At 73.7% G+C, this 15,347-nt stretch carries 17 protein-coding genes; 11 read left to right on the forward strand and 6 right to left on the reverse strand.

Features of this window, described 5'->3' with window-relative positions:
- Positions 1 to 119: 119 nt before the first annotated feature.
- The 5 genes from ACVJO7_RS07510 to ACVJO7_RS07530 all read left to right on the forward strand — a co-directional run bounded on the left by ACVJO7_RS07510 (position 120) and on the right by ACVJO7_RS07530 (position 4,926).
- Complete coding sequence (locus ACVJO7_RS07510) at positions 120 to 698, forward strand: biotin transporter BioY (RefSeq protein WP_491672263.1); 579 nt, start codon at positions 120 to 122, stop codon at positions 696 to 698.
- 134 nt (positions 699 to 832) lie between these two features.
- The gene (locus tag ACVJO7_RS07515; protein WP_491672264.1) at positions 833 to 2,239 is read left to right on the forward strand and encodes a class I adenylate-forming enzyme family protein; all 1,407 of its coding nucleotides are present in this window, start codon (positions 833 to 835) and stop codon (positions 2,237 to 2,239) included.
- A complete protein-coding gene (locus tag ACVJO7_RS07520; RefSeq protein ID WP_491672265.1) occupies positions 2,236 to 3,357 on the forward strand; it encodes a thiolase family protein in 1,122 nt (373 codons plus the stop codon). The genes ACVJO7_RS07515 and ACVJO7_RS07520 overlap by 4 nt, the downstream gene beginning before the upstream one ends.
- Before the next feature lie 10 nt (positions 3,358 to 3,367).
- Positions 3,368 to 4,045, forward strand: coding sequence for an energy-coupling factor ABC transporter ATP-binding protein (locus ACVJO7_RS07525; protein WP_344024205.1), 678 nt, complete (start codon positions 3,368 to 3,370; stop codon positions 4,043 to 4,045).
- Complete coding sequence (locus ACVJO7_RS07530; protein ID WP_491672266.1) at positions 4,042 to 4,926, forward strand: energy-coupling factor transporter transmembrane component T family protein; 885 nt, start codon at positions 4,042 to 4,044, stop codon at positions 4,924 to 4,926. The genes ACVJO7_RS07525 and ACVJO7_RS07530 overlap by 4 nt, the downstream gene beginning before the upstream one ends.
- 50 nt (positions 4,927 to 4,976) lie before the next feature.
- Here the strand turns inward: ACVJO7_RS07530 and ACVJO7_RS07535 are convergent, their stop codons facing one another.
- Positions 4,977 to 5,117 (reverse strand): hypothetical protein, encoded by a 141-nt coding sequence (locus ACVJO7_RS07535; RefSeq protein ID WP_344024201.1) that lies wholly within the window; start codon positions 5,115 to 5,117, stop codon positions 4,977 to 4,979.
- An 88-nt stretch (positions 5,118 to 5,205) separates the two neighbouring features.
- Between ACVJO7_RS07535 and ACVJO7_RS07540 the strand changes: the two genes are divergently transcribed.
- Together ACVJO7_RS07540 and ACVJO7_RS07545 are read left to right on the forward strand one after the other, a co-directional pair.
- On the forward strand, positions 5,206 to 5,694 hold the full coding sequence (locus tag ACVJO7_RS07540) for a GbsR/MarR family transcriptional regulator (RefSeq protein WP_491672267.1): 489 nt from the start codon (positions 5,206 to 5,208) through the stop codon (positions 5,692 to 5,694).
- Entirely contained in the window at positions 5,691 to 6,548 is an 858-nt protein-coding gene (locus tag ACVJO7_RS07545; protein WP_491672268.1) for an alpha/beta fold hydrolase, read from the forward strand. The genes ACVJO7_RS07540 and ACVJO7_RS07545 overlap by 4 nt, the downstream gene beginning before the upstream one ends.
- Here the strand turns inward: ACVJO7_RS07545 and pseI are convergent, their stop codons facing one another.
- From pseI to ACVJO7_RS07565, 4 genes are all read right to left on the reverse strand, one after another.
- On the reverse strand, positions 6,549 to 7,607 hold the full coding sequence (gene pseI / locus ACVJO7_RS07550) for a pseudaminic acid synthase (RefSeq protein WP_491672269.1): 1,059 nt from the start codon (positions 7,605 to 7,607) through the stop codon (positions 6,549 to 6,551).
- Positions 7,608 to 7,683: 76 nt separating this feature from the next.
- The gene (locus ACVJO7_RS07555; RefSeq protein ID WP_491672270.1) at positions 7,684 to 8,055 is read right to left on the reverse strand and encodes a PE domain-containing protein; all 372 of its coding nucleotides are present in this window, start codon (positions 8,053 to 8,055) and stop codon (positions 7,684 to 7,686) included.
- A 72-nt stretch (positions 8,056 to 8,127) separates the two neighbouring features.
- Positions 8,128 to 8,670, reverse strand: coding sequence for a DUF3558 family protein (locus ACVJO7_RS07560; RefSeq protein WP_491672271.1), 543 nt, complete (start codon positions 8,668 to 8,670; stop codon positions 8,128 to 8,130).
- An 86-nt stretch (positions 8,671 to 8,756) separates the two neighbouring features.
- Positions 8,757 to 9,755 carry a putative sugar O-methyltransferase gene (locus tag ACVJO7_RS07565; RefSeq protein ID WP_491672272.1) on the reverse strand — a complete coding sequence of 333 codons (999 nt, stop codon included), beginning with the start codon at positions 9,753 to 9,755 and terminating at the stop codon, positions 8,757 to 8,759.
- A 127-nt stretch (positions 9,756 to 9,882) separates the two neighbouring features.
- Between ACVJO7_RS07565 and ACVJO7_RS07570 the strand changes: the two genes are divergently transcribed.
- From ACVJO7_RS07570 to ACVJO7_RS07585, 4 genes are all read left to right on the forward strand, one after another.
- A complete protein-coding gene (locus tag ACVJO7_RS07570) occupies positions 9,883 to 10,560 on the forward strand; it encodes a glycosyltransferase family 2 protein (RefSeq protein ID WP_344024185.1) in 678 nt (225 codons plus the stop codon).
- A gap of 4 nt (positions 10,561 to 10,564) precedes the next feature.
- Complete coding sequence (locus ACVJO7_RS07575) at positions 10,565 to 11,026, forward strand: DUF2304 domain-containing protein (RefSeq protein ID WP_491672273.1); 462 nt, start codon at positions 10,565 to 10,567, stop codon at positions 11,024 to 11,026.
- 123 nt (positions 11,027 to 11,149) lie between these two features.
- Positions 11,150 to 13,177: a DUF6541 family protein gene (locus ACVJO7_RS07580; protein ID WP_491672274.1), complete on the forward strand. Its 2,028-nt coding sequence runs from the start codon at positions 11,150 to 11,152 to the stop codon at positions 13,175 to 13,177.
- A 97-nt stretch (positions 13,178 to 13,274) separates the two neighbouring features.
- Entirely contained in the window at positions 13,275 to 14,222 is a 948-nt protein-coding gene (locus ACVJO7_RS07585) for an NAD-dependent epimerase/dehydratase family protein (protein WP_491672275.1), read from the forward strand.
- A gap of 16 nt (positions 14,223 to 14,238) precedes the next feature.
- On the opposite strand, the gene ACVJO7_RS07590 is transcribed toward ACVJO7_RS07585, so the two are convergent.
- The gene (locus ACVJO7_RS07590) at positions 14,239 to 15,132 is read right to left on the reverse strand and encodes a decaprenyl-phosphate phosphoribosyltransferase (protein ID WP_491672463.1); all 894 of its coding nucleotides are present in this window, start codon (positions 15,130 to 15,132) and stop codon (positions 14,239 to 14,241) included.
- Positions 15,133 to 15,347 lie beyond the last annotated feature (215 nt).

The following is a 15,347-nucleotide window of genomic DNA, read 5'->3' on the forward strand; positions in this document are numbered from 1 at the left end:
CACACGCGGCCACCGGGCCGGGTGCGTCGGGGTGTCGAGAGGTGCGTGGCACGATCGTGGCGCGGTGATGCCGCCCGCAGAGGTGCCGGGGACACGTCTGCGTGACCTAACCTTCGCGCGTGTCCGGATCCCGCTCCACGCTGCCTGCCGCCGATCTCGCGCGGGTCGTGGTGTTCGCCGCCTTCATCGCAGTGCTCGGCCTCTTCCCCGGTTTCGGGGGTGTCGCCGGAGTCCCGATCGTCCTGCAGAACGTGGGCCCGATCCTCGCCGGTGCGATCCTCGGCTGGAAGCTCGGCACCGCGTCGGTGGCGCTGCTCCTCGCACTGACCGCGATCGGCCTGCCGCTGCTGTCCGGCGGCCGGGGCGGGCTGGCCCCGTTCGTCGGGCCCAGCGCGGGCTTCCTCATCGGGTGGCTGCTGTCCGCGCTGGTCACCGGCCTGATCGTGCAGCGGGCCCGGACCCGGACGTTGCCGGTGTTGCTGGTCGCCTGCCTCGCCGGGCTGCTCGCCGACTACCTGATCGGGATGCCGGTGCTCGGGCTGGTGGTCGGGGACCTGTGGTCCGGTTTCGTCCAGTCGCTGGTCTTCGTGCCCGGCGACCTGATCAAGGTCGTCCTCGCCGCCGTCATCGCCACGCTGGTGCACCGGGCCCTGCCCGATCTCCTCCCGACGCCGGCCCGCGGGCCGCGGGTCCGGTGACGACAGGTCCCGGTCGCACGGCCCGAGCGGATTCCACGACGACCGACCGGCCGGCGCAGGCGGCGGGCCCGGCAGGCGCATCCTCAGGGACCGAACAGACGAGAACGACCGAGCCGCAGCGACCGACGGCGACGGTGCCCCCACCCGGCACCGGCCCCACCTCGATCGTCCCACCCGACCTGCTCCCACCCGGCCTGGCCGTGGCGACGGCCGTCGCTGCCGAGCACCTCCGCGCCCACGGCATCGGCCCCGGCGACCGTGTCGTGATCGACGCACCGGCACGCGTCCGGTGGTCCGTCCTGCCCCACCTGCTCGCCGTCGACCGGGCCGGCGCCGCAGCCCTGGTGGCCGATCCGGGCTGGTCGGACCGGGAGCGCGCAGCCGTACTCGCCGACACCGAACCCAGCAGGGTGCTCGACGTCAGCACCGCCGGAACCGGCTCAGGCACCAGCACCAGCACCGAAACCAGCACCGGCACCGGAACCCCCGCCCGGCCCGAACCCGGGCAGCACCGGCCGACCGGCCCGCGCGACCAGCCGGACGGCACGGACCCGTTCCTCCTCCCCACCACCTCCGGCAGTACCGGACCGCCCACCGTCCTCGCCCGCACCCGCGACTCGTGGCTGCTCGGCTTCGACGTCCTCGGACCGCTGCCGGGCCCGGTGCTCGTCCCGGGCCCGCCGTCGTCGACGCTCTACCTGTTCGGCGCGCTGCACGCCCTGCACCACGGTCTCCGGCTCGTCACCACCGACCGGTTCGATCCCGCGGATCTCCCCGCCGGCGGATCCGTGCACCTGGTCCCGGCGCTGCTGCCCACGCTGCTCGACGACCGGGACCGGCACCCGGACCGGCCCGCGCCGGCGGTGATCGTCTGCGGCGGCGCGCACGTCGCACCGGCCCTGCGTGAGCGCTGTGCGCGGCTGCTCCCCGGCACCGTCCTGATCGAGTACTACGGCTCGGCCGAGCACTCGCTGATCGCGCTCCGCCGCGACGCCGGACAGCTCCGCGCGGTCCCCGGAGTCCGGCTCGCGGTGCGCGACGGCGTCCTCTGGGTGGACAGCCCGCAGACCGTTCTCGGCCGGCTGCGCGACGGCGTCCTGCAGCCGATCGGCCCCGGCCCGAGCACCGTCGGCGACCGCGCCGATCTCGGCACCGACGGCGCGCTCACCGTGCACGGCCGGGCCGCCACGACGATCACCTCCGGCGGCACCCTGGTCGCGGTCGAGGAGATCGAGCAGGTGCTGCGGGACGTCCCGGGGGTCGCCGACGTCGTGGTCGCGGGCACCCCGCACCCCTCGCTGGGGACGCTGGTCACCGCGGTCGTCGAGGCCACCGACGGCGTCGCGCCGTCCCGCCGGGCACTGCGGGCCGCGGTCCGGACGGCGCTGTCCCCGGCGAAACGCCCGCGCCGCTGGCTGCTCGTCCCGGCGCTCCCGCGGCTCGGCTCCGGCAAGCCCGCCCGGTCGGTGATCGACGACGCCCTGCGCGACGGCACCCTCGGCACGCGGCCGTTCCCCGAACCGTCCGGTGGCCGGCCGTGACCGGCGATCTCACCCCGGTCGTGATCGCCGCCCGGCGGACCCCGATCGGCACCGCGGGCGGCGCGCTGCGTGCGTTCACCGTCGACGAACTGGCCGCCCCGGTCCTCGCCGCGCTCGCGACGTCCCTCGACACCCCGGCCAGGACCGGCACCCCGGTCGACGACGTGCTGCTCGGCAACGTCTTCGGCCCCGGCGGCAATCCCGCGCGGGTCGCGGCCCTGCGCGCCGGGCTCGGCGACCACGTCCCCGGGATGACCCTCGACCGGCAGTGCGCGAGTGGGCTCGCCGCGATCGTCACCGCGGCCACCGCGATCCGGGCCGGGGACGGCTCGGCGTACCTGGCGGGCGGCACCGAGTCCCCGTCGACGGCACCGGCGCGGCTCCGGCCGGACGGCACCGCCTACACCCGCGCACCGTTCGCCCCCGCCGGGTGGCCGGACCCGGACATGGGCCCGGCCGCCGACGCGGTCGCCGCCCGGTGCGGCGTCTCCCGGGAGCGGCAGGACGCCTTCGCCGCCCGCAGCCACGCCCGTGCCGTCGCCGCCCAGCGGGCCGGCCGGTTCGACGCCGAGATCGTCGCGGTCGGCGGCGTCGGCACCGACGAACGCCCGCGCGACCGGTTCACCCCGGAGCGCCTCGCCCGGTTCCGGCCCGCGTTCACCCCCGACGGCACCGCCACCGCCGCCAACTCCTGCGGCGTGAACGACGGCGCCGCCGCCGTGCTCGTCGTCTCCGAGGGACGGCGCCGGGAGCTCGGCGTCCCGGGGCTCGCGCTGGACGCCGCGGCCACCCGCGGCTGCGATCCCGCGCTGCTGGGTCTCGGCGCGGTCCCGGCCGTCCGGGCGCTGCCCGGTCCCGCACCGGACGTCGTCGAGTTCACCGAGGCGTTCGCCGGCCAGGTGCTCGCCTGCCTCGACGCCGGCGGCCTCGACGAGCGCACGGTCAGCCCGGACGGCGGCGCGCTCGCGCTCGGCCATCCGTGGGGCGCGTCCGGCGCGGTGCTGGTGGTACGGCTGTTCCACCGGCTCGTCGTGCAGGGTCACGGTGAGACCGGTCTGGCGGCGCTGTCGTCCGGCGGCGGGCTCGGCGTCGCGACCCGCTGGCGGGTCGTCCGGTGAGGGGAAGACGATGATCGAGTTCAGCGGGGTCGGGCACCGCTACGGCGAGCGGACCGTGCTCGACGGCGTCGACCTCACGCTGCCCGAGCGCCGGGTCGCGCTGGTGGGCGCGAACGGCTCCGGCAAGTCGACGCTGGCCCGGACGGTCAACGGGCTCGTCACCCCCACCGCGGGGTCGGTCCGGGTCGACGGCCGGGACCCGGCCCGCCAGGGCTCGGCGGTCCGCCGTCGGGTCGGGTTCGTGTTCAGCGACCCGGACTCCCAGATCGTCATGCCGACCGCGGGTGAGGACGTCGCCTTCTCCCTGCGCCGCACCGTCCGCAACCACGCAGAACGCGCGCGGCGGGCCGCCGAGGTGCTCACCGGGTTCGGCCTGGGCGATCACGTCGAGCACCCGGCGCACCAGCTCTCCGGCGGGCAGAAGCAGTTGCTCGCGCTGTGCTCGGTGCTCGTGCTGGATCCGGACGTCCTGGTGTGCGACGAGCCCACCACCCTGCTCGACCTGCGCAACAAGCGGGCGTTCGCGCAACGCCTGGCCGGCCTGCGTCAGCAGGTGCTGCTCGCCACCCACGATCTCGACCTGCTCGACGACTTCGACCGGGTCGTCGTCCTCGACGAAGGCCGGGTGGTCGCCGACGACGAGCCGGGCCCCGCCGTCGCGTACTACCGGAAGATCTGCGCGGCGTGACCCCGCTCGGCCTCTACGAGCCCGGCACCAGCCTGCTGCACCGGACGCCCGCCGGGCCGTCGCTGCTCGCGCTGCTGGTGTTCGCGGCGGGCACCGTCGCCGTCGCCGATCCGCGGCTGCTCGCCGGGGCGTGCGGGCTGGTCGCGCTCGGGTTCGTCGTCGCCCGGATCCCGTGGCGCCGGATCCGGCCGCTGCTGCGGACGCTGCTGCTGGTGCTGGTGCTGGTCGGCGGCATCCAGTGGTGGCTGCTCGGGCCGGAACGGGCGACGGTGATCTCGCTGCGGCTGGTCGCGGCGATCGGCGCGGCGACCCTGTTCACCCTGACGACCCGGGTGGACGACCTGGTCAGCGCGGTACAGCGGGCGCTGGGACCGCTGCGGCGGTTCGGCGTCGACCCGGAGACCGTCGGTCTTCTCGTCGGTCTGACGATCCAGTCGGTGGGGACGCTGTCGGGGATCGCCGGGCAGGTCCGTGCAGCGGCGAAGGCGCGCGGGGCCGGCGGATCGGTGACGGCGTTCGCGGTGCCGTTCATGGTGCGCACGTTGCGGCACGCGGACGCGCTCGGCGAGGCGCTCGCCGCCCGCGGATGGGGCGACAGCGGCGACAGCGGCGACAGCCGGAAAGACGGGCAGGACGGCACGAACGACGGCCGTGGCGACCCCGGGAGCACCGATAGCGCCGACAGCACAGCCAGCACAGCCAGCACAGCCAGCACAGCCAGCACCGACGGTCCCACGCCCAGCAGCACCGACGGTCCCAGGGCCGGCAGCGCCGATGGTGAGGCCGACGGCCCTGCCCGTCGTCCGACCGGTACCCCTGATCCCTCCGGCCCCCGGCAGCCCCGCGCCCGCCCTGGCCCGGCGAACTCCCGAGCCGTGTGACGCCCCCGGCCCGGCACCAGCGGCCCGGCACCGTCAGCAGCCTGGCACCGTCAGCCGGTCGGCACCGGCTCGTCCGGCTCGGGGGCGGGCTCGCCCGACGGCACGTCCGGCTTGGCCGGCACCTCCTCGTCCGGATCCTGCTTCCCGGGATCCGGCGCGCGATCGGGATCGGCGGCCATCGTGATCGTCATACCTCCCGGGTACCGCAGGCGCGACCGGCCGAAACGCCCGCACGTCCAGTCGTTGCAGTAATTACTGCAATGACTGTACGGTCATCTCATGACACCGACGGAACGCGAGCTCGACTTCGTCGACGAGGTGGCCGCGTCGTTCGAGCGGGAAGGCATGCCGCTGATCACCGGACGGGTGATCGGCTGGTTGTTGATCAGCGATCCGCCGGAGCAGTCCGCCGCCGACCTGGCCGTCGTGCTGGGTGTGAGCCGCAGCTCGATCAGCACCGCGACCCGGATGCTGACGCCCGGCGGGCTGGTCGAGCGGGTGCGTCGCCGGGGCGACCGCGTCGAGCTGTTCCGGATCGCACCGGACGGCTGGAGCCGGATGCTGGCCGCCCGGTACGCACGGGCGACCGAGTTCCGGGCGGTGCTCGAACACGGGTTGGACGCCCTGACCGGCGCCCCTGCGGCCCGTCGCGAACGCCTCGCGCACGTGCACGAGCTCTACCTGTTCCTGGAGGCGGAGCTGCCGGCGCTCTGGGAGCGCTGGGAGGCGGGCCGCGCGCAACAACACGACGCCGGAGGAGACCGATGACCACCCTTCGCGAACACGTGATCGACCGCCCCGAGGGGCGGCTGCACGTCCACCTGGCCGGCGACACCGGTCCCCCGGTGCTGCTGCTCTCCGGCGCCGGGATGGACAACGCGAATCTCAGCTGGGCCCGGATGATCCCGACCCTCGCCCGCGACCACCGGGTGATCGCCCCGGACTGGCCGAAGCAGGGCCGCAGCCGCCCGTGGCACGGTCGCGCCACGCACGACGTCCTGCTCCGCACGATCACCGACGTGCTCGACGACCTCGGCGTCGAGCGGGCCGCCGTCGTCGGGCTGTCCCAGGGTGGTGCGCTGACGCTGGCCTACGCGATCGAGCATCCCGAGCGGGTGGAACGCCTGGTCGCGCTGGCCCCGGCCGGCACGCTGTCGTTCCCCCCGGTCGTCCATCAGCTGCTGTGGCTGACGGCGAAGCTGCCGCTGCTGAACCGCACGCTGCCGAACCTGGCCTTCCGGTACCGGCCGACCGTCGCGTGGTTCGTCCGGAGGGCGCTGTTCGGAGCCGGCGTCCCGGACGACTTCGACGCGATCATCGACGAGTGCCTGGCCGAGGCCCGCCGGGGTGGCGCGACCAGCTCGGACTGGCAGAACGACTCGATCGGGTTCCGGCGGATGCGGGTCGACCTGCGGCCCCGGCTGGGGGAGATCCGGTGCCCGGCGCTGTTCGTGCAGGGCGACCGGGACGCCGGGGTCCCGGTCGCGCGTACCCGGGAGGTGGCGGCCGCCGTGCCGGGTTCCCGGCTCGAGGTGCTGCCCGGGCGCGGGCACTGGTCGAACCGGGAGTCCCCGGACGAGGTGAACGCGCTGGTCAGGGCCTTCCTCGCGGAGGGTCGCTGATCAGATCAGGTCCCAGGTGAGCGGTGTGCCGCGGGTGACGTCGCGGGTGAAGGTCCGCCCCAGGACCGTCCCGATGGTGTCGGTCGGCAGTCCGCCTGCGGGCCGGATGGAGCGCACGTTCTCCTCGGTCACCTTGTCCCCGGCGGTGACGTCGGCGACGACGTAGAGCGACCGGCGCAGCGCCAGGGTGTCCCGCTCGGACTCCCGCGGCCCGAACCGGGCGGGGCCCATCGCACGCCGGGCCACGTCGGTCTCGGTGACGAGCGCGGCCAGCTCGGCGGGCTCCAGCGAGAAGTCGGAATCGACGCCGCCGTCGGCCCGCTGCAGTGTCACGTGCTTCTCGATCGCGACCGCGCCGAGTGCGACGGCGGCGACCGGGACGCCGATCCCCGGGGTGTGGTCGGACAGTCCGATCGGCACGCCGAACGCCTCGCGCAGCGCGGGGATCGTCTGCAGGTTCGCGTCCGCCGGGTCGGCCGGGTACGAGGCCGTGCAGGCGAGGAGCACGATCTCGGTCGCCCCGCCCTCCCGGGCGGCGGCCAGCGCGGCGTCGATCTCGGCCAGCGTCGCCATCCCGGTCGAGACGACCAGCGGCTTCCCGGTGGCGGCCATCGCCCGGATCAGCGGCAGGTCGACGAGCTCGGCGGAGGCGACCTTGTAGGCCGGCGCGTGGAGGGACTCCAGCAGCTCGATCGCCGTCGGGTCGAACGGCGACGAGAACGGGACGAGGCCCAGCTCGCGGGCCCGGGTGAACAGCGGCTCGTGCCACTCCCACGGCGTGTGCGCCTGCTCGTAGAGCTGGTAGAGGTTCCGGCCGCCCCACAGGCCGTGGTCGTCGCGGATCCGGAAGGCCGGGCCGTCGGCGTCGATGGTGATGGTGTCGGCCCGGTAGGTCTGGAACTTCACCGCCTGCGCGCCGGAGCCCGCGATCGCCTCGACGATCTCCAGGGCGCGGTCCAGCGACCCGTTGTGGTTGCCGGAGACCTCGGCGATGACGAAGGGCTTCTCGCCGGGGCCCACGCGGTGGCCGCCGAGCTCGATCGGGTCCGGGGTGCGCACGTCCCCGAGGGTAGCTAGCGTCCCCGACAGCGTTCCGGGCGACGGACGCGACCGGGTTCGGCCCGTGCGACGGCCGCTACCGGATGGGGGCGTTCTGCGGGACATCGGTCGAACGGAACGACGCCGCCGTGTCGTCGTCGGTGAGTCCGTACTGCCGGGCCGCCTCGCCCAGCCGGGCGCACGCCTCGTCGAGCTCGGCGATGTGTGCCTTGTGGGCGGCGATGATCCGGTCGATCTCGCGCTGGAACATCTTCTGCGCGTCCCGCGACACCGGGTCGTCGCCGCAACGGGGGATGTCGGTGAGCTTGCCGGCACCTTCGAGCGCCTGCTGGATGGCTCTGGCCTGCTGGGCAAGTGCGTCCCGAACCTGCAGCACGTTGCCGATGTCGATCTGCGTCATCAGGCTGTCCGAGGCGGTCCCGCGGGGCAGGCGTGCGTCGATGTCCATGCCGGCGAACCGTAGGAAGTTCGACCGCCGGCGGGACCGGTTCCGGCGGAACCGGTTCACTCGCGCGAACGTTCAGGGCACCGCCGCGCCGAGGTTCCGGATCGCCGTCGACGTGAGGGACCTGGCCCGGCCACACACCGTCTCGAACGACGGGATGCCGGTCGACTCGTCCTTGGTCGCCTGCGCCTGGACCCGGATCGCCTGGGCGTCGGAGACGTCGACGTAGACGCTGCATAGCGGCGCCGACGCACCGTGCGCCGTCGCCACGACCACCCCGTACCCGTCGATGACGTCGACCGTCGTGTCGTCGCCCCCGACCGCGACCACCGCACCGTCGGCGATCGTCTGAACGCCGTAGTTGTAGCCGTCGACGTAGTTGCTCCACCCACAGATGCGGGTCGGACCGTTGGACAGCTCCCCGGTACTGGCCTCCCCCGGTTCGACGCCCAGCTCGGCCTGCTCCTCCGCGGTAAGAGCGAGGCAGAGATCGACAGTCGACACGTCGATCTCGGCCGGACGCTCCGGGAAGGGGCTCTCCGGCTCGCCGCTACCGCACCCGGCGAGCAGCGCACCCACCGTGACCAGCACGAACAGGATCAGGACAGGGCGGGCCACCAGGACCTCCGGGGAACTCGGAAGATCCACAGGCTAGTGCCGGACCGGCCCCCGCGGACGCGATCGGCGGAACCGGCGGCCGTCCCTCACTTGCGCGCGAGCACCATCACCTCGGACACCGTGCCCTCGGAGTCCTGCCCGTACAGCCCGGCGTCGGAGTCGACGAGCTCGTAGTGGTCGAAGAACTCCAGGTAGCGGTGCCGCAGCATGGGCTCCCGGACGTTCGGCTTGCCGGTCGGCGAGTTGCGCAGCAGCAGCCAGCGGGCGCCGAGATCGGTGACGAGGTTCGCGTAGTTCTGCACCACCTCGGGCTCCATCTCCTGGAACGAGATGAAGTTGGCGAACAGGTCGACGGTCCCGGTCAGCCGCGGCAGCTGCCACGGGCAGAGCACCGTCGCGGGCTCGGCGATCTCGTCGATCACGATCTTCTCCTGCTCGCGGGTCGCCGCGTAGTCGAGCACCCGGGAACCACCGAGCACCTCGCGCAGGTAGTGCGTGGCGACCGCGGCGACCGGCGGGATGTCGACGTCGATGTAGCGGATGCCGTCGTTGCGCGGGACCAGGATCTCGCCGAGCGTGCCGAACCCACCGCCGATCTCCAGCACCGTCGAGACGTCCAGATCGGGGGCGGCCCGCTTGAGCATCACCAGGCCACGCAGGTAGTTCAACGACGAGCGACTGAACCGGCGGCCGTCGAACACCATCTGCTCGGTCGGGGCGCCCACCGTCGACTCGGAGAAGCCGTCCAGGAACGGGGCCCGGTCGGCGGGATCGAGCGCGCGTACGGTGGCGTGGTGCGCCCGCGCCACCGGGACCTGGTCGATCCGCTCGGAGATCAGCTTGCCGGGCGTTCCGGCCATGCCGAACGCGCGGGACAGCGCCGCCGCCGGACGCGAGACGGGCGCGTACCGCGGCGCGTAGAAGAAGGTCGCGCTCGGGTGCCTGCGGAACTCGGCGAAACCGCGCTCACGCAGGTCGGCGACCACCTTCTCCAGCCCCGTCTGCCAGAAGTTCGTCGGCCGGTAGAGTTCCGGCGCGCCTTCCAGATCAGACAGCATCAGCTCGAGCAGCGTCCTGGGGTCCACCGGACCACCGTACGAAATGTCACGCGAGTCCGGTTCGTTGCCCCACCGTCCCAGGACGCCGCGAGCGGGGGCGATAGCCTGCCCGGGCGGCGCACGACAGCCGTCCGGCCGTGACGAAGGAGTGGACGTGGTCGCCGACACCGGCACCTGGGTGGTGGTCCCCGTGTACAACGAGGAGACCGTCATCGCCGACGTCGTGACCGAGATCCGCACCCGGTTCCCGAACGTCGTGTGCGTCGACGACGGCAGCCGCGACGCCTCCGCCGAGCGCATCGCGGGCACCCGGGCGCATCTCGTCCGGCACCCGATCAACCTCGGCCAGGGCGCGTCCCTGCAGACCGGGATCGACTACGCGCTGCGGCAGGGCGCGAAGCGGATCGTCACGTTCGACGCCGACGGCCAGCACGACATCGACGACGCCGAGCGGATGGCCGCGATCGTCCGCGACGGCGAGGCCGACGTCGTGCTCGGGTCGAGGTTCCTCGCCTCCACCGAGCCGATCCCGCTGCTCAAGCGGATCGTGCTGCGCACCGTCGCGACCCTGTCGCCGGCCAGCCGCAAGCTGAAGCTGACCGACGCGCACAACGGCCTGCGGGTGCTGTCCCGGCCGGTCGTGGAGGAGCTGCGGATCTCGATGAACGGGATGGCGCACGCCTCCGAGATCGTGGCGGCGCTGGCCTCCTCGTCGTGGCGGATCCGTGAGGAACCGGTCACGATCCGCTACACCGAGTACTCCCGGTCCAAGGGCCAGTCGTTGTTCAACGGGGTGAACATCCTGTTCGACCTCTCCGTCCGACAGAGGTGACGCCGTGATCGTGCAGATCGTCCTCGTGGCCGCGGCGCTGGCGGCGCTCGTCTACTTCGTCCGCAGCGGGCAGAACGTCGGGATCCGGGCCAGCAAGCGGCTCGCGTTCGGCCTGTTCGTGCTGCTCAACATCTACGCGGTGCTCCGCCCGGAGGACGTCACCGCGCTCGCCCGGATGGTCGGCGTCGGCCGCGGGACCGACCTCATCGTGTACCTGCTGGTCGTGGCGTTCGTGTTCGGGATGCTGAACACCTACCTGCGGGACCGGGAGATCAGCCAGCACCTGACCAACCTGGCCCGGCAGATCGCGATCCGGGACGCCGAGCTGGCCCGGCGCGAGGAGGAGCTCACCGAGCTGCTGCGGCGGCACGAGGCGCCGGACGCCGGGAGCGCGGAGACCGCGATCGGCGCGGCCCCGAACGGCACCAACGGGACCCAGCCGCGGGAGCACGAGCGGTCGTCCTGAGCCCGGGCGGGCCCCTACCCGATCGGGTAACGCATAGCGTCGCCGTAAGCTCCGGCGGGTGCCTCCCATCAACGTCGATGCCCGGGGCGTGCCCGCTCGTCGCACGACGGCCAGGTCCCACCGATGACGTGGGCAGCGGCCGTCCCGGTCGCTCTCGCGGCCGCTGCGTGGTGCGTGCTGCCGGGGCTGCTGGTCGCACGCGCCTCGGGCTGGCGGGGGATCGCCTGCTGGGGATCCGCCCCGCTCACCTCGATCGCCCTCATCGCGACGACCGCGGTCGTCGCCGGGTGGCTCGGGATCCCGTGGGGGCCGTTGCCGGTCGTCGCCGCGACCCTGCTCGCCGCCGCGGCGGTGCTCGGCGGTCGTTCGCTCGTCCGGCTCCGGTCCGGTCCGGACCCCCGGGCCACCGCTCCGGCGGCCGGGCCGGCCGTACCGGCCACGGATGGTCCGGACGGGAGGTACGCAGGTCCCGCGCTCGTCGTCGGGATGGCCGTGACCGTCGCGATCAGCTGGTGGACGGCCGTGCTGGCGTTCGGCCCGGTGGACGCGATCTCGCCGACCTACGACGCCGTCCACCACTACAGCGCCGTCGCGCGGATCCTGGACACCGGCGACGGCTCGTCGTTGACGCTCGGCGAACTGACGGCCCCCGGACGACCCGCCGCCTACCCTGCGGCGTGGCACGATCTCGTCGCGCTGACCGCACTCACCTCGGCGGCCTCGGTCCCGGTCGCGTCCAACCTCGTCGCACTCATGGTCGCGACGATCGCCTGGCCGCTGTCCTGTGTTCTCCTGGCCCGCCAGGTCATCGGACCGCGGCCCGCCGTGTACCTCGTCGCTCCTGTCCTCGCGACCGCGTTCACCGCCATGCCGTGGATGGTCATGACCTGGGGGGTGCTGTGGCCGAACCTGCTCGGCCTGGCGCTCGTCCCGGCCGGCCTCGCCGCAACCGTGACGGTCCTCGGGCTGGTCCGGGAGAGCACGGTCAGTCGACCGGCCGCACTGCTGCTCGGCGCGGTCGCCGTACCCGGGATCGGGCTGGCTCATCCGAACGCGATTGTCAGCCTGCTCGTGCTCGGTGTTTCCCCGGTCCTGTTCGCCGCCGTCGTCTCAACCGTCCGCTGGCTTCCTGAACGCCGTCTCCTCCGCTCGGCCGCCGCCGTGTCGGGTGCGCTGCTCACCGTCCTCGCTGTGGTCTGGTTCCTCGCCTGGTCACCGTTCCTCGCCGGCGTCCGGTCGTTCGACTGGCCCGCGACGATGGGCGCCCGCGAAGCAATACGCGGCGTGCTGCTGAACGCGATGAACCAACGTCCGGAGCTCGTCACCGTCTCCGTCCTGGTCGTAATCGGTGCGCTCTTCGCCCTCCGCAGCCCACGCACCGGCTGGCTGGTACCCGCCCACGCCACCTCGGGTTTCCTGTACGTGCTGGCGGTGTCCCGCGAAGGTGCGCTGACCACCGCGCTGACCGGTGCCTGGTACAACGACTCCTACCGGATCGCGGCGATGGTGCCGATCACCGGCGTGCCGCTCGCGACCATCGGCGTTCTCGGGATCGCCGGGCTGCTCGTCCGAGCAGCACTGCGGCTGCGCGGGCTCGAGCCGACCGCGGAGCGACGCCGGGTGTCGGCGCTACCGGTCGCCGCGGTCGTCGCTGCCGCACTGGTCCTGGCCTCCGACGGCTTCCGGATCGGCGTCCACGCCTACACCGTCGCGGGCACGTACCAGCGCGAGGCGACCTGGATGCTGCAGCCGGGTCAGCGCGAGTTCCTCGACGAGGCAGGTCAGCTCGTACCACCGGACGGTGTGGTCGCGGCGAACCCGTGGACCGGGAACGCCCTGCTGTACGCACTCACCGGCCGCGGGGTGATGTTCCCGCACATGTCGGGCCACTGGACCCCGGACCAGCAGCTGATCCGGGAGCACCTGCGGGACGCCGGGAACGACCGTTCCGTGTGCGACGCAGTGCACTCCACCGGCCTCACGCATGTGATCGACGGCCCGGTGTCGTACTGGCCGTGGGACGCTCGCGCGCACGCGTTCCCCGGCCTCACCGAGCTCGACGAGACTCCCGGCTTCGAACCCGTCGCCTCCGGCGGAGGCAGCACCCTCTACCGGGTCACCGCCTGCGACGCCGCCGAACCGACCGGATGATCATCACCCGGCCAGGTCGGCACCGTGCCCGGCCGATACCGTGTCGCCGTCGACGATCCCGGGCGACCGCGTCGTCCTCACCCGGCCCGGAGGAAACATGCGCGTGCTCGTGACCGGCGGAGCCGGCTTCATCGGTTCCACCCTGGTCGACGCCCTGGTCGCCCGGGGCGACGAGATCCTGGTCGTCGACGACCTGTCGTCCGGCAAGCGGGAGAACCTCCCGGCCGGCGTCGAGCTGGCCGAGCTCGACATCCGCGACGCCGACGCGCTGGCCGCGCTGGCGGACCGGTTCCGGCCGGACGCGGTGCACCACCTGGCCGCCCAGATCGACGTCCGGACGTCGATGGCCGATCCGCTGCACGACGCCTCGGTGAACGTCCTCGGGACGCTCTCGGTGCTGCGGGCGGCGCAGGCGTCCGGGGCGCGCGCGGTCGTGGTCTGCTCCACCGGCGGCGCGATCTACGGCGACGGCGCCCCGCTCCCGACCACCGAGAGCGAGCCGGCGGATCCGGAGTCGCCGTACGGGCTGAGCAAGCTGGCCGCGGAGCGCTACACCCGGTTCTTCGTGCGGGCGCACGGGCTGCCCGCGCTGGTGCTGCGGTTCGCGAACGTCTACGGCCCGCGTCAGCACCCGTCGGGCGGCGCGGGCGTGGTGTCGCTGTTCTGCGACCGGGCGCGCACCGGCGGGCGGCCGACGGTCTTCGGCGACGGCGGCCAGACCCGCGACTTCCTGTTCGTCGGCGACATCGCCCGCGCCGCGCTCGCGTCCGCCGACCGGCTCGCCGCCGGGGAGCTGGCGGGCGAGGTGTTCAACGTCGGCACCGGCACCGAGTCGACGATCACCGAGCTGGCCGCGACGATCGGCCGGGTGGCCGGCCTCGACCCGGCGGCGTTCACCCCCGAGTTCGAGCCGGCCCGGCCGGGCGAGCTGCGGCGCAGCTGCCTGGACCCGTCCCGCGGCATCGCCGCGCTGGGGCTCCCGCAGCCGACCGCCCTCGCCGACGGGCTGGCCGCGACCTGGGCCTGGCACACCGCACGCGGGTGAGCCGGCCCCGGCGGGCTCAGCTGTAGACGGCCAGCGTCAGCATCCCGAGCCAGGCCACCGCGAGCACCTGCAGCACCCGGTCGGCGAGCGCGATCTCCTCCGGCTCGCCGCCGGTGCCCCGGTCGACGTCCACCGAGTAGCGCAGCACCGCGATCACGAACGGCACGATCGACAGCACCGACCACACCGTGTTGTGGTGCGTCTCGCGGATCTCGAACGCCCACAGGCCGTAGGTCATGATCATGACCGTGGCCGACAGCGACCAGATGTAGCGCAGGTACGAGGCCGAGTAGCTCTCCAGCGACTTGCGGATCTTCGCGCCGGTCTGCTCCGCGAGCGTCATCTCGGCGTAGCGCTTGCCGGCGACCATGAACAGCGAGCCGAACCCGGCGACCAGCAGGAACCACTGGGACAGCGGGATCGCCGTCGCGACACCACCGGCGATGGCGCGCATCAGGAACCCGGACGCCACGATGCAGATGTCGATCACCGGCTGGTGCTTGAGCCACAGGCAGTACGACAGCTGCACGACGACGTACACCGCGAGCACCACGATCAGCTGCCAGGTGACCGCCACGGCCAGCCCGATCGACGCCACGAACAGCACGCCGGCCGCGACGTAGGCCAGCGGCAGCGGCACGATGCCGGCCGCGATCGGGCGGCGCCGCTTGGTCGGGTGCGCCCGGTCGGCCTCGACGTCGAGCGCGTCGTTCACCAGGTAGACGCCGGACGAGGCCAGCGAGAACGCGACAAACGCGACCAGGCAGTCGATCAGCACCGACGAGTCGAACAGGCCCCCGCCGACGAACGGCGCGGCGAGCACCAGGACGTTCTTCACCCACTGCCGCGGGCGCATGGTCCGCACCAGCCCGCGGGCGACCATCGCCGGCGTCCGCTCGGACGGGTCCATCGGGACGTGCGGCGCCGGCCCGCGGCCGGCGGCGTCGGCGGCGTGGCCCTCGGGGGCGCCCGCGTCGTCCGGGGCGTCCGGCACCACCGGGGTGGTCGGGTCGGCCGCCTCGGCGACGGCGGCCTTCGAGTCGGTGGCCGAGTCGGCGGTGGAGTCTGCGGCCTTGGCGCCGGCGGCCTTGGAGGCGACGGCCTTGGCGGCGGAGTCGGCCGGGG

Source organism: Pseudonocardia sp. DxW (assembly GCF_058448985.1).

Excerpts from the sequence above, each read along its gene's own strand:
- ACVJO7_RS07545 (WP_491672268.1), top strand. The coding sequence starts at position 5,691 with ATGACCACCCTTCGCGAACACGTGATCGACCGCCCCGAGGGGCGGCTG.
- ACVJO7_RS07590 (WP_491672463.1), bottom strand. The coding sequence starts at position 15,132 with ATGGACCCGTCCGAGCGGACGCCGGCGATGGTCGCCCGCGGGCTGGTG.
- ACVJO7_RS07555 (WP_491672270.1), bottom strand. The coding sequence starts at position 8,055 with ATGGACATCGACGCACGCCTGCCCCGCGGGACCGCCTCGGACAGCCTG.
- ACVJO7_RS07535 (WP_344024201.1), bottom strand. The coding sequence starts at position 5,117 with ATGACGATCACGATGGCCGCCGATCCCGATCGCGCGCCGGATCCCGGG.
- ACVJO7_RS07580 (WP_491672274.1), top strand. The coding sequence starts at position 11,150 with ATGACGTGGGCAGCGGCCGTCCCGGTCGCTCTCGCGGCCGCTGCGTGG.
- ACVJO7_RS07585 (WP_491672275.1), top strand. The coding sequence starts at position 13,275 with ATGCGCGTGCTCGTGACCGGCGGAGCCGGCTTCATCGGTTCCACCCTG.
- ACVJO7_RS07525 (WP_344024205.1), top strand. The coding sequence starts at position 3,368 with ATGATCGAGTTCAGCGGGGTCGGGCACCGCTACGGCGAGCGGACCGTG.
- ACVJO7_RS07540 (WP_491672267.1), top strand. The coding sequence starts at position 5,206 with ATGACACCGACGGAACGCGAGCTCGACTTCGTCGACGAGGTGGCCGCG.